The sequence below is a fragment of the Flavobacterium soyae genome (genome assembly GCF_045348165.1).
Lineage (GTDB): Bacteria > Bacteroidota > Bacteroidia > Flavobacteriales > Flavobacteriaceae > Flavobacterium > Flavobacterium soyae.
This window is the reverse complement of sequence record NZ_CP150845.1, coordinates 4,787,772-4,802,527: the sequence shown is the minus strand read 5'-3', so window position 1 is coordinate 4,802,527 and position 14,756 is coordinate 4,787,772. Positions and strand designations below refer to the sequence as shown.

Here is a 14,756-nt window from a genome sequence, read left to right as displayed (position 1 = left end):
TTGACAATTTGAATTATTAATTATGTTTATCTGGTTCTAATAACCTCGTTTTAGTAAATTTTCCTTTTTGACCAGAATCTTCAATAAACCATGCCGGATTTCCGTTTTCATCCCGTCCTAGTTTACTGCCCGGAACAGGAGGTTCATCTGCCATTATGGTATATTTTTTTTCTGCAGCATTGGTTTCAAATAACTGGCTGCCATTGATTTTTGAAATATCAAAAGCTTTTTCTTTTTTGTGAGCACCATTAACTCCGTTTGTCTCGATCCGATTTTCAGGATTAAATTTAAGGGCATCGAAATGTTTTACTTTTAAATTGACGTATGAAGTATTTCCGTTTACAGAAGAATTTTGAAAATTTTGTAATTGGTCAACTTTTTGGCTCAAAAGCTGAATTTGCTGGACAATTTGTTCTAATGAGGCTTGATTTTGAGTTGATGATAATGGTATCTCATTTGTTAAAACAGGGGGATCAATAGTTTGGTTAGAAACAATTTCATTCTCTTTAGTCTCAATAGAATTCTCTTCAGGAAGATTTAAATCTATATAATCTGCTAAAAGTGATGGAGTAGGAAAACCTTCATTGAGTTGTCTGAAAGTAATAGGTAAATCAAATTCTTTTTTCAGCCTTCCTGATAATTGGGTCAGTGATAAGGAATCTAAACCTAGTTCCAGGAAAGTATTTGAAGCCGAATCTGGATCATAAGTTATGCCCGATGCTTCTTTTATAATTTCTGAAATCCTAACAAGTACAGAATCCTTTCTTGATTCTTTAGTTTTAATACTATTTTCCGTTTCTATTGAAGCTGCGGATGTATTTGAAACGACAGGTATATCAGAAATTATATTTTTTTGAACTACCGTTGTTTGAACAGTATTTAATGGCTCAATCCAGCAGGGTTTGCGATCAAAAACATAACCCGGTAACTCGATTTTTTGCCTTTGCTGTTCTTTGTAGAAAGAACTCCAATTTGGGGTTATGCCTTTAGCCCATAATTCACCTACGGTATTTAATAAAGTCGAATATTCATTGTCCTGCTCTTCTTTAGGAAAATTTATGCTGGAAAAAGCGGGTATGACTTTACCGGCAGCCTGCTGGCGAGCCAGAGTAATCAGGGTTTGACCGGGACCTACTTCTAACAATATATAATCTTCTAATTCAAATGCAGTATCCATAGCATCTGCAAATCGTACTGTGTTTTTTAAATGGTTAACCCAATAGGTTGGACTTGTGGCTTCAGTGTCTGTAAGCCAGGTTCCCGTTGCTGTTGAAATAATAGGCAGTCTGGGAATACTTAGTTTTATTTTTTCTATTTCATTTTTGAAAGAATCTAAAATTGGCTCCATCATAAAAGAGTGAAAGGCATGACTTGTAAGAAGCAGTTTGTTTGGAATGTCTTGTGCATCAAGTTCCTGATTAAATAGTGCAATATCTTCTTTCGTTCCGGAAGCCACACAAAACTGACTTGAATTTATTGCCGCAACCGAAAGTGTATCAGGAATGAGTTCATATAATTTTTCTACTGGTACACGTACCGCCAACATTGATCCGCCGGGCAGCTCGCTTATTAATCTGCCTCTAACTGCAACGATATGCAAGGCATCTTTTAAATTTATAATTCCGGCTAAATGTGCAGCCGCAAATTCACCAATACTATGACCGCAGAGAAAAGTTGGTTTTATTCCCCAGCTCATCCATAACTGAGACAATGCATATTCTGTAACAAATAAACTTGGCTGGGTTAGACGTGTATCTTTTAAGCGTGCTTCGGCCTCAGTTGAATTGGTTTCCGGATAAAGTATTTCGCGAATATCTAATTTTAAATCTTCCATTAACAATTCTGCACATTTGTCTACTGCCTCACGATATACTTTTTCGTTATCATAAAGTGTTTTTCCCATTTGCAGATACTGAGCTCCTTGTCCCGGAAATAGAAATCCCATTTCACTTGGAATACTTTTTAAGATTGAGGATTTAGTGTTTTTTGCTTTTAAAGAAATTAATTTTTCAACAGCATCATCTGTAGAATTCGTTACTAAAAAACTTCGGTGATTAAAATCATCTCTCGTAATATTCAATGAATAAGCAATGTCTGCTAAAGGGATATTTCTTGATTTATCAATAAAATGCCCCAGTGCATTTTCGTAACCTAACAAACTGTTTTGGCTTTTTGCAGACCACATTAATAGCTGCAGCGGCCGTCCGGCCGAAGATGGTAAAGGTTCTGCTGTATATTCTTCAACGATTGCATGAACATTTGTACTTCCAATTCCAAAAGAACTCACGCCGGCTCTTCTTATGCTGTCAGTTTCCCATTCAATTAATTTATTATTGATGTAAAAAGGACTGTTTGCAAAATCTATATTTGGATTTGGTTCATGAAAATTAACCATAGGCGGTATCTGCTTATGGCGCATGGCTAATAATACTTTAATTAAACCTGCAACTCCGGCAGCCGCCGTGGTATGTCCCATATTGCTTTTTATAGAACCTAATGCGCAATAATTGTTTTTTTCCTGCTTGCCATAAGCTATTTTAAGTCCTTCTATTTCTATTGGATCTCCTACGGGAGTTGCAGTTCCGTGCGCTTCCATGTAGCTGATTGCAGAGGGCGATATCTGGGCATCATTAAAGGCACTAATTATGGCTCCGGCCTGACCTCTTGGACTTGGCGCCATAAAACTGCCTTTGTCTCCTCCGTCATTATTTACGCCAACTCCTTTAATTACGCCGTATATTATATCTCCATCTTTCTCAGCTTCTTCCAGTCTTTTTAGTAAAACAACTCCGGCACCGTCACTAAAAACAGTACCTTTTCCAGAAGCGTCAAAAGATCTTGTAGATCCATCAGGGCTTTTGATAAATCCGTCATCATAAAGATGGCCGCTATTTATAGGACAAGTTACGCTGGAACCTCCTGCAAGCGCAATATCGCACATACCAGTTCTTATAGCTTTTACGGCTTCGGCTACAGCTAATAAAGAAGTTGAACAGGCAGAATGTACGCTAACCGAAGGACCTTTTAAATTTAAATGATAAGAAGTACGCGGAGCAATAAAATCTTTTCCGTTTACGGTGTAGATTTGTAATTCGCCAACTGAACTTTTCAGCTCTTTGTTGTTGAATATATTGTTCTCATAATAGGTATTGATTTCGCTTCCAGAATATACAGCTACGCTTCCTTTATAATGTTTAGGAAGATGTCCTGCTTGTTCTAATGCTTCAAATGAAATTTCTAAAAACACGCGTATTTGAGGATCCATGGCGGCTGCAAGCTGTGGATTTAATCCAAAGAAATGAGCGTCAAATGTTTTAGCCGAAGGCAAAATCCCTCTGGCGCCTATATAAAATGGGTCTTTACGAAGACTTTCGGGTAAACTTGGATCTAATTCTTCTTTGGTAAATAATGAGATTGTTTCTTTTCCCTCTTTTAGATTTTCCCATAATTCCTCTATGGTATCAGAACCGGGAAATCTTCCGGCCATACCAATCACTGCAATATCTCCAGAAGTGGTTTGATTATCCGTTTTTTTAAATGCAAACGAATCTTCTTTATTATTGTTTTCATTATTGTTTTCTTCTAAAGTATCAGCAAGTTCCCTAATGGTGGGATGAATATAGATTTTTGAAACAGATACATCCAGCGATAATCGCTGTCTCATTAAAGAAGTTACTTTTTGTGCCAGTACAGAATTGCCGCCCATGTCAAAAAAATCATCATCGATACCTATACTTGCTATTTGTAATTCTTCACTCCAAATCTTTACAATATCTTTTTCTAATTGGGTATTTGGTTTTTTGAACGGTGGTGCAGAATCCGGTCTGCTGTGTTCAGGAACAGGCAGGTTTTTTTTATCAATTTTTCCATTTGGCGTAATTGGAAATTCGTCTACCCAAATGTATTTAGAAGGTAATAATATTTCGGGTAAAATTTTTGAAAGTGCTTCATGTATTGGTTTTTCATCTTGTAATTGTGCGCCAGATTTTAAATAAGCAACAAGTTTATCTTCGTTACCAAAATACTTACTTACGATTACGGCTGATTGTTTTATTTCAGGAATACTATTTAAGGCAGCTTCTATTTCGCCTAATTCAATACGATGCCCCCTTATTTTTACTTGGTGGTCTATACGGCCTAAGCATTGAAACTCCCCATTTGGCAATAGTTTTCCTAAGTCTCCGGTGCGATAAAGAACTGAGCCGGGTTCAGTAGAAAACGGATTGGAAATGAATTTTTCAGTGGTAAGTTCCGGGCGGTTCCAATAGCCTTGAGCAACTCCATCGCCGCCTATAACAATTTCTCCAATTGTTCCGGGTGCTGTGGCTTTTCCTTCTTCATCTAATAAATAAATTTGTGTATTTGCAATTGGAAACCCGATAGTTATTAGTTCATCATCTGCATTAATTTGTTTTATAGCCGACCAAATAGTTGTTTCTGTCGGGCCATACATATTCCAAAGTGAATCACATTTTGAAATTAGCTGGCGTGCCAGGTTTAACGGCATAGCTTCTCCGCCGCATAATGCTTTTAGGGCCAGCGGAGTTTCCCACCCCGAATCAAGAAGTAATTGCCATGTAGTAGGTGTAGCCTGTAATATTGTGATTCCTTTTTTTTGTAAAAGATTAAGTAAAAGCTGACCGTCACGAGTAGTTTCATAATCAGCAAAAACTACAGCCGCACCTTTAATCAATGGAAGAAATAATTCGAGACCGGCAATATCAAAAGAAATTGTAGTAATCGATAATAATTTATCTTCGGCATTTATTCCTGGTTCAATTGCCATACTGAACAGGAAGTTTACTAAGTTTTTATGTGTGACAGTTACCCCTTTAGGTTTTCCGGTAGATCCCGAAGTGTAGATTATATACGCTGCAGTAGCGTAAGAAACAGAAACTGCAGTTGGTGTAACAGGATAGTTGTCAATTAAAGACAAAGCGTCTTCGATTAATATAGTTTTTGAGTAATTGGGCAACGAATCGGCAAGTGATTCTGCTGTCAGCAAAAAACTAGCTCCAGAATCTTCGAGCATAAATTGTAAACGTGCTGCCGGAAATTTTGGATCTAATGGTAAGTATGCAGCACCGCATTGTAAAATAGCTAAAAGAGAAGCAATTAAATTGGGAGTCCGTTCCATAGATACGGCAGCAATTTGTCCGGGAGATAAACCCTGAGCCAAAAAGTAATTTGCCAGCTGATTTGTTTTTTTTACTAGCTCCTTATAGCTAACTTGTTCATCTTCAAATTCAAGTGCTATAGAATTAGGAGAGATAGCTGCCTGCTCTGTAAAAATTTCATACAGCGTATTTTGGGGATACGCCATTTTAGTCCAACTTCCCTCGTTGTCTAAATTATTGTTGTTAGCTCTTTTCATTTTAATTTAAGTGGATTAAAATTAGAGTGGAACAAAATAATAGGATTCAATTAATGTGAAACTAAAGAAAAACGCGACTTAAATCCAGGTTTACAGATCATTAAAGAGAAATGACTGCATTTTTTATTTACAATTACCTGCTTCGTTAATAAATAAATGAAAGAATTATAAGTAGTTTTTAATCATTGATTTGGCATTTATTGAAATTATATTTATGTCCTAGTAATCAATATGTTAATCAAAAAAAGTAATTTTTTTTTACTAATACTTGCATTTTCTGTATAAAGCTATTATTATCGATGAATTGCATATTTTAAATTATATGGGGCAATTATTTTAAAATCAGCAGGCACTTTTAAATCAATCATGTGTATGCAATTTTCTCTTTGATAATAATGGAGTTTTTTTAGAGATAAATTTACTGCCTAATTTATCTGCCGGGATATGTTTTAAAAGTCAATAATTCCTTATTCAGACCAATTTATCCTTTGTAAGGAAAAACTTTATTTTGGTGATGGTTTGTTATAGAAAAATATTTAGCTTTGTTGTTTGTAAATATCTTGTATTCAGTAAGATAACTGTTAATTTAATGCAGTTTTTTTTATAAGGGCATCTAATAATTATGGATTAAACAAAAAGGATTTAGTGATATAATTTAGTGAAATAAACTACCGTTGTAATTAAGTATCATCTGGTTTATACTGGAATTAAAATATTTAATTTCACAGTTACTGTTTAAATTATATCGTCGGATATTTTTTAAGTAATTTATATTAAGCGATAAATTATTGAAAAACATTTTTTTTGATGTAGGTAAATAGTCATTAAAATACTACATTTTGTGTAGTTTATCGGAAATAAAATTCGTTATATCGATTTTATTTTGCTATTAAATATTTTTGCAGTATAAATTAAAAGCCTTATAGCACTGTGAAGTATTTAAATTTAAAACCCCTTAATCTACTCATAATCATGACTGCGTTTATTCCCTTTAAGGGGATTAGCCAAAATACGCAGACAAATGATACTATGGAAACTATAATTCCATCCGGGAGTAACGCAACCGGAAGTTCAGGTTCTGTAACGTATTCAATCGGACAAGTATTCTATACCTATATTGGAGTACAAACTGCTTATAATGTAGCCCAGGGAATACAGCAGCAGGAATCAGATGAAACTCTGGGTAATCCGGAAATTGAAGAACCTGAAGCATCAATAGTAGTTTTCCCAAATCCGGCAGCAGATTTTGTTAATGTAAGCATGAAAGGAACTGAGTTTGAAAGCAGCGATCGATCCTATAAACTTTATGACATTCTGGGCAGACTATTAAAGCAAAACAAAATTAATCAAACTGAAACCCAGGTTAGTTTAAATAATCTCAGCCCTTCTCTTTATATACTTGTGGTATATGTAGACAACAAAATTTTGCAATCGTTTAAAATATTAAAAAAATAAAGAAGAACACAATGAAATCTGCGCTTACTATACTATTATTGCTTGTGACTGTTACGTTTAAGTTATATGCACAATCACCAGAAAAAATGAGTTATCAGGCAATTATTCGATCACAGAATAATGATCTGGTTGCAAACTCGCAAATAAGCCTTAGGGTTATTGTACATCAAGGCAGTGCGACAGGAACTACTATTTACCAGGAAACACATTCTGCAACTACAAATAACAATGGTTTAGTTTCTCTCGAAATTGGAACAGGAAACATTACTACAGGTACTTTTAGTGCAATTGCATGGGAAAAAGGCCCGTATTTTATAGAAACACAAGTTGATGTAACAGGAGGAGCTAACTATAACATTATGGGAACTACACAGCTTTTGAGCGTTCCTTATGCATTGCATGCAAAAACAGCCGAAAGAATAGTTGGTACAACTACTACAACACCAAGAGCGGCAGTCATTCCATTTACTTCTTCCAGAAGCATTACTACAACAGATGTAAATAATACAATAGAGTGTACGACATCATCTACCTTAACCTTAACGTCTAATTTTACGAGTATGTTAACAGGAGATACTATTAATTTAGAAGCTCATAATGGTGCGGTATTAACAATACAGGCATCTTCTGGCGTAACAATAAACTATACTGCAAGCGGAAGCGCTAAGTTTACCAGTGCTGCCGGAAACGTAAGATTTGGATTTCTTAGAAAAACAGGCACAAATTCCTATATTATATCGGGACAATGAAAAAGTTACTATTTTTTTTACTCTTTTCAACAGCAGTTTTTTCACAAAACTATCAATATGCTCTTGAAGAAGCTCCGGTTACCATACCGGAACCACCAACAGGTGTAAATAATCAAATAGAAGAAATTAAATATTTTGAGGCTCATTTATTGCCGCTTGCGCAAAAAGCGACGCTTCAGGCTGCTTTAGATCAATATGGTTCTGTGCGTCTGGAAAAAGGAGATTATTCCGGAGTAGATCTTGTGATGAAAAGTAATCAAAGATTATATGGACATCCAACATTATCTAAAATATCTAATATTAAAATCGCTGCCGGAAGTACAAATGTACACATAGAACAACTTTCATTTGTAGACCGTACCGTAACTTTTGAACCCGGTGCACCTATAACAAATTGCGTCCTTAAAACTTTAAGATACGTTTATATCAATGCAACGGGAGCAAAATTAGATAATAATGAGCTGATCAATATTGGCGGACAGATTAAGTTTGACTGCAGTACATCTGGTTATTTTAGAAATAATAAGATTATAAAACATCAGGCACAGTCAATTTCCAATCAATTAATAATGAAAGGCAATAGCACAACGCCAAGCTATGGAAACGTTAATTTACATTCTAATTATTTAACCCCGGCTGGCGATGCTACAGATATTGACGGATTGCAGTCTGCTATTTTTGTTGGTGTAGACAGTGAAGGATGGAATTTAAATGGATTGGGTACAAAAGCAATGTTTACGGCTAAAAATATGGGTAATTTAAAAATTACCGATTTTGGGGGCGGTAATGCCTATTCTGCCGTTCAAACAGGATCTTACGATATTGATGCTCAAAATGTATTCTTTTTAAATAAATACCTGCGTACGTCAAACGATGTGATATCGGCCCGAACCAATATGTTTTTAATTGATGGAGAAGGAGCATACAAAAGAGGAAGCGGAACTGTAACAGGTTTTGATTTACTGGGAAATTTAGACAAAAGCAATGCTGTAAAATATAACGGAACGGAGCAAACCAGTACCATTACAAATACAGCAGTTACAACTGCTATTAGCAATACTATTTTAGGAACAAAATATACACCTTGGGCAAGAACAGCTTGGGAAACTCTGCCAGACCCGCTTGGTGCGAACTGGAAAACGGAAAGAACCGGAAAAACAGATCAAAGGGCGTATATTCAAAATCTTATTGATACAAAAGGAATTGCAGAACTACCGGAAGGAATATTCTATATAGGCGGTACTTTAAATGTTCATCTTGACGGAAATCATGGTATAATTGGGCAGGGAACCGGAAAAACGGTAATTGTAGGTTTAAAAGATGATTTCCCTTTAATTACATTAGACACAGGAACTGACACTAATTTTGTTCTGGCCTATTTAACATTGCAAGGCGGCAGCACGGGTATATATGCAGGTAAAATAAATGGCGTTGGAATTGGTCAGATTGCGTATGCAAATTTAAGGTTTATTACTTTTAGAGATCAGACTAACGGAATTCACTTGTATCAAATTATGGGGCTTGATAATAACTTTTTTGAGTATTTAGGTTTTGTAAATTGTGCCAGAGGTTTCTTTCAGGAACCGTTATTACCATACGCAGGAGATTATAACACATCGAGTTATGTCGATAAAACCATGTATTACAAAAGTCAGTTTATAAATTGTACTACGGCAATGTCAATGAAGGCAACCCGACCAAATAACTTAAATGCCTGGGTAGATTGCAAGTTCGACAGAGGTCAGACTGCTTTAGACATGGGAGCACAAAATTATCCTGTAATTGCCAATTGTGATTTTAGTAATTATACCGGAGCGAGTGTAATCAACAGTAATTCAATTTCGATATACAGTTCTAATTTTTTTAATAACACATTATCAGCCGCAACTTTAAATGCTATGATTACTTATATTGAAGGATGTAAATTTTCAGACAGTTCTAATATGTTTGCGCCTGTAGTGTACAATTCGACTTTTCATTACATTTTAAATTCAACAATTGCAGGAAATGTAGTAGTAGCAAAACCGTCGAATCTATATTATGATTCTTCTGCTATTTATGTAAACTCTACATTATCAGCAAATCCTACATTAAGTAAATTATTAGTAAATGTAAAAGTAGGCGTGCCGACGGTGATAATTAATACAACACCAACTCCGTATCCGCAGTTATTGGTGACACAATAAAAAAACATACATAATAGAATTTAGAGGTTCAGATTAATCTGAGCCTCTTTTTTTATTCTTCAATTTTAGATTGTCATTTTAAAGGTGATGTTCTGGAATATCTTTTCATATTTTTCCCCCGCTGCCGTACAAATCCTTTCGTGTGGTACGTACAGCATACGTTCAAATAATATTAATTTAAAATTTCTACTCATTTTTAATATATTAAATACCTCTAGAAAGAAATATTAGATTTAAATTGCATATGAGCACACGAAAGGATTCGTGCGGGAGCAGGGGGATAATCTACCATTTTTCCCAACTTTTGTCATATTTAGTGATATACTTTAAAACTTTTTTTGAAATTATATCTTCAACATTTTTACTTAAAGTATTCCCTTCTAAACCATACTTCTGTGGATTCGCCTGTAAATCCTCTAAAGCATCTTCAACCTGTTTTTCAGTATGTTTTCCTCGCCATGCTGAAAGTTTACTTATACCAAAAGTAATTACTTTTTGAACTACAATATTTAAAATTCCTTGCCATTACAAGAAGAAAATACTTAACTTAAGTCATCTATATTATTTTTTAAATACCAATTTTCTGGGGGTTTTCTATATAAGACAACCTCAAATTTACCACATGCTGGACATTCGATAAATCTTTCACCTCCCTTATCTATTTCATTATCATCAAAAGCGACATCTTTAGTTATTAAATATCCTTTTTCACAATGTGGGCATTTTATAATAGTATTAATATCAATTCTAAATTTTTCAACTACGTTTAACCATTTCTTTCTTTCTTCCATACTTATTCAAATAAATTAAATGTTCTTTCAGCAAAATCAAAAGCTGCTTTTGTTTCTTTTGTAACTTCCGTAGCTGATCCGCTTCCTCTTAAGGTACTAGTTCGTAAACGATGCATTTCGTGCAAAACAGTTTTAATCAACTCTTTTTCGCTTTCAAAAGCTTCTCTACCAACATTAAACCCATTTTTCTCAAACCAAGTCATACCAGAAAAAGGAGCATCATCATATGAAATTGTTCTTCCATTAATTTCAATTTGAACAGGCGTTTTATTTGCAAATCCATCTGTTATTTTTTGAAACTCCAAAGAATTCAATATTTGATGTGATTCTTCAGCAATAGATTTTTCACTTTCAGTCAATGTCGAATTTAATTTCAATTTTGAAACGAAATTGTTTCCATATCTAAAAGTCGCTTTTATTCCTAAACCATACTTCCCAGGATTTGCCTGCAAATCCTGTAAAGCTTCTTCAACCTGTTTTGCAGTATATTTTCCTCGCCATGCTGAAAATTTACTAATACCAAAAGTAATTACTTTTTGAACTACAATATTTAAAATTCCCTGCTTTATTCCGTTTAAGGTGCTTTGGCTTACTTCTATTTCTGATAAACTTTTTCCGTTTTTTATCTGTTCCCAGATATCATCACCAAAACCTACCACGAAACCACTAATTCCTGCACAGGCTGTTCCGCATTTATTTACTAAAGCTGCAGTTGCACAGCTTGTCACTGCGCTAGGTATTGAAACCTCTTTCATTAACTGCTTTGTTGTAAATTTTTCGTTTAAATATTTTTTTACAATTGCATTGATGCCTATTTGAAATCCTGCATCAAGAGTAAATCCTGAAATACATTCTGTTGCCTTTATGCTTCCTAGTGCTTCAACTGATCCTATTCCTAATGCTCCATAAAAGACTATTTGATTCATTGCATCTGCAAACTGAGCTTGTGCAGAAAGACCTTTTACGATAGTGGTTTTTTGCGCACAGAAAGACTCATCCTGATTTGGAACTGGATTTTTAAGATAAATAACTACATCAACGCCTGAAGCATAACCATCTACATTGTTTGGATTATAGCTTAACCAAAATTTGGTGATTTTTTGTTTATTTAATTCAGGGTCTTTAGTTTCGATCAAAAATAAATTCTGAACAGGACTGCTGATACTCCAGCCTTTGTAATGAGTAATTTTTAATGTGCTGTTTTCTTCATCATAAATAGAAACTTTATATATTTTATTACTTTCAGAAATTGAAGTTGTGTTTTTTGAAATTTCACTTGTCGCTAGTTTTAAATAATTCACTTTTTCGGTGGCTAAAAAAGCTATGATACTTTTTAAACCAGCATCACATTCATCGCTAAGTAGTTTATTTAATTGATCGTAATTTTTATTTATTTTTGCTAAATTTTCTTTGGTTTGATTACCCGTTGTGGCATAATCATTAGAAGCCAATTCAACAAAAACGGGTTTTAAATCAGCAATTTTTTTCTCTAATTCGTCTGATATATTATAAGAATCTACTAAGGCTTTATACTGCTCGTTTGTTTTCTCTAAGCTTTCATAAATTCCCTTCCAATCTTCATTATATTTTTCTTCATTAACAGTTTCCGAAGCTTTTTGATCTTCTAATTTATTTGCCTTATCGAGCAAGTCCGTAATTTGACTTATTAATCCTTTAAAATCATTTACAACTTCTTTTACATCAACTACATTCCCCCAATCTGCATTATAACTCGTCTCTACAACACCGCTTATTAATTGATAATCTGTATTGACTACAATATTGTTAAATTCAACAGCAATTTTAGTATCAGCCAGATAAGGCACAACGATATAACCTCGTCCTGAATATGGGCTGTTTTCACCTTTTAATTCCAGAATTGTTACCGGAAAATCACCAGCTGTAAAGGTTTCGCTTTGTATTAAATTCGTAAGCGGTTTTTGGTTACTGATATTAAAATTTGGTTTTATGCCGCAATTATAACTTGCAATCGCATTTTCCTTTTTAGGTATTGTAAATGTGTTTGTATTAGAATATGTAAAACTCTGAACACCTTCTGCTTCTGTTGTACAGCTGGAACCAACCCTGAATTCATATATAGTTTCAGGTTCAAGATTGGTTAGTAGAACCTGATTATTAAGACTGTAAGTCGAAAACCATTCAAATGTTTTTTCGGTTGTTTTTCCCCTTTTATTGGTTACTGCAATAGCTTTTTTTCTATATTGAACCTGATATTTAGTATGATCTGGAATTCCCTGCCAAGTTATCTTTACAGTACTTGGACTTACAATTTCTGATAAAGCAAATGTTGGGGGATTACACTTTTGGGTATATTTAAAAGAATAAATTTCGCTGTAACCGTCATTTTTAAAAATAGCATTTTCTGAAAGCCCGGTAGTTGATATTGCTCTTACACGCCACGCATAACGCATCCCCGGAGTCAGGATTGGCATATTTAAATTATATAATAAAGCAGTTCCAAAAAGTGTTTCTTCATATAAAATGGGTGACATTTGAAAAGCAAACTGAGGATCAAGCGAAGGATCTAAAAGCTGTTTTAATTCAAATTTATAGGAAACATTAATGGCATTCATCTGGCGTGGTGTCCAGGTAAACATAATATTCGGGAAGTCGCTTGATGCGATTTGCTCGTTTTTTTGAGGGGTATTTAATAATGGCGGATCATTTAAGATTAGATATAAACTCGCACAGCTCTTTTGTGATATTTTTTGATTTGTGATGTAATCATACATTTCAAAACAAAAATTATACATTCCATCCGGTAAAGGATTTGCATATTGAGCTGCTGTAATTCCCTGCAGGTTTTCAAGTCTGAATAAGGCAGAAATATCAATATTGGTTAAAGTCTGAAATTCACCCCCATTGATAAAAATAGGTTTTTGTCCTGTTATATAATCACTGCTTTGTATATTGATCCCATTTCCTTGTATGTACAATTTTAATCTTACTTGTCGATATGAAATTGTAACATCTGTCGGGTTTATCATTAACTGCATTTTAGTATCCATACTAGTTGCATAGTCGGATATTTTAACGCTGTACGGATTTTTAAAAACGGGAGTTAACTGAACTGGAAATAACTGTGCATTACAATTGAAACTCGAACTAATGAATGTAAAGAGAAACAGAAATTTTTTGATTTTTTTTATCATTTATGAATTGAGTTAGTTGATTGTTTCCTATGAAAAAAGCAATCAACTAACATAAGTTTGTAAAAAATCAAAACGACCCTTAATAAGTTATAAAAGTGATAGGATAAGACATATCAATACTTTGAAAGTGTAAAAAAAATATTGTTATAAATCTTACATAATCAAGGTTTTAAAGCGGATGTTAATGCTGGTTTGCACAATTTTTTTGAGAATTTTTTTTGCTGTAATCACACTAATATGATAGCTGTAAAAGGCTGTAAATTGTATTTTATCGGATTTTAAAATCCGTTGAACAGATTTATTATTATAAACTGAAAACAATATATATTTTTAACCACGATTTAAAAAGAATAATAAATAAAAACGGTCATTTACCTTTATTCTTTGTTAATAATTAAACAGTTATTATAAAATAGTAGTTTTTTTACAAAGTATAATGAAAACAAATTATCACTCTATTGTATTTTTTAAGGTACAATAGTAATTTCAAAATAAGGATTATTTATATTTTTTTGTTTTATGAAATATAGTGTATACGAAAATATTAGAAAAATAAGAGAATTAAAAAATTTAACCAGAGAGTTTGTAGCAGCAGAACTAAAAATGAGTACCAGTGGTTATGGCAAGATTGAACGAGGTGACGTTGATTTAACAGTATCTAAATTAATTGAAATTTCAAAAGTTTTAGAGGTCTCAATTGAGTTCATATTTAAATTCGATGTTTCGGTTTTTTTCAATGAGACAACCAGATAAAGTATCTGGAAAATAGTAACAAAGCTTAAATAGATAAAATAAATAATTAAAAATTAAGGTTATGGAAAATTACTACTTAAGAATAAAAGAGTATCGGTTGCAAAATAATCATACTCCTGAATATGTAGCTATTCAGATGGAAATAAGTGTAAAAAAATATGAAAAAATTGAAAATGGAATGATTGACCTAAAATTATCAAAGCTGGATAAGCTGGTTAAAATTTTAGGAATCAAAAAAAGTGAAATTTTCAGATTGAGCAATTAATATTTTTTGA

8 protein-coding genes are annotated in these 14,756 nt (G+C 33.7%); 5 read left to right on the top strand and 3 right to left on the bottom strand.

Going from position 1 to position 14,756, the window contains the following annotated elements:
- Positions 1–16 precede the first annotated feature (16 nt).
- On the bottom strand, positions 17–5,374 hold the full coding sequence (locus AABD74_RS19815) for an amino acid adenylation domain-containing protein (RefSeq protein ID WP_406844041.1): 5,358 nt from the start codon (positions 5,372–5,374) through the stop codon (positions 17–19).
- A gap of 1,029 nt (positions 5,375–6,403) precedes the next feature.
- Here AABD74_RS19815 and AABD74_RS19810 point away from each other — a divergent pair.
- From AABD74_RS19810 to AABD74_RS19800, 3 genes are read left to right on the top strand one after another with little or no spacing between them, the layout of a single operon-like run.
- Complete coding sequence (locus AABD74_RS19810) at positions 6,404–6,829, top strand: T9SS type A sorting domain-containing protein (RefSeq protein WP_406844040.1); 426 nt, start codon at positions 6,404–6,406, stop codon at positions 6,827–6,829.
- A gap of 11 nt (positions 6,830–6,840) precedes the next feature.
- Complete coding sequence (locus tag AABD74_RS19805) at positions 6,841–7,578, top strand: hypothetical protein (protein ID WP_406844039.1); 738 nt, start codon at positions 6,841–6,843, stop codon at positions 7,576–7,578.
- Positions 7,575–9,764: a hypothetical protein gene (locus AABD74_RS19800; RefSeq protein ID WP_406844038.1), complete on the top strand. Its 2,190-nt coding sequence runs from the start codon at positions 7,575–7,577 to the stop codon at positions 9,762–9,764. Before AABD74_RS19805 ends, AABD74_RS19800 begins: the two co-directional genes overlap by 4 nt.
- Before the next feature lie 542 nt (positions 9,765–10,306).
- Here AABD74_RS19800 and AABD74_RS19795 read toward each other — a convergent pair.
- Positions 10,307–10,555 (bottom strand): hypothetical protein, encoded by a 249-nt coding sequence (locus AABD74_RS19795; RefSeq protein ID WP_406844037.1) that lies wholly within the window; start codon positions 10,553–10,555, stop codon positions 10,307–10,309.
- A 2-nt stretch (positions 10,556–10,557) separates the two neighbouring features.
- The gene (locus AABD74_RS19790) at positions 10,558–13,728 is read right to left on the bottom strand and encodes a fibronectin type III domain-containing protein (RefSeq protein WP_406844036.1); all 3,171 of its coding nucleotides are present in this window, start codon (positions 13,726–13,728) and stop codon (positions 10,558–10,560) included.
- A gap of 519 nt (positions 13,729–14,247) precedes the next feature.
- Here AABD74_RS19790 and AABD74_RS19785 point away from each other — a divergent pair.
- Both AABD74_RS19785 and AABD74_RS19780 read left to right on the top strand, forming a co-directional pair.
- Positions 14,248–14,481: a helix-turn-helix transcriptional regulator gene (locus AABD74_RS19785; protein WP_232682230.1), complete on the top strand. Its 234-nt coding sequence runs from the start codon at positions 14,248–14,250 to the stop codon at positions 14,479–14,481.
- Positions 14,482–14,542: 61 nt separating this feature from the next.
- Positions 14,543–14,746, top strand: a complete 204-nt coding sequence (locus AABD74_RS19780) for a helix-turn-helix transcriptional regulator (protein WP_053470230.1) — start codon at positions 14,543–14,545, stop codon at positions 14,744–14,746.
- Positions 14,747–14,756 lie beyond the last annotated feature (10 nt).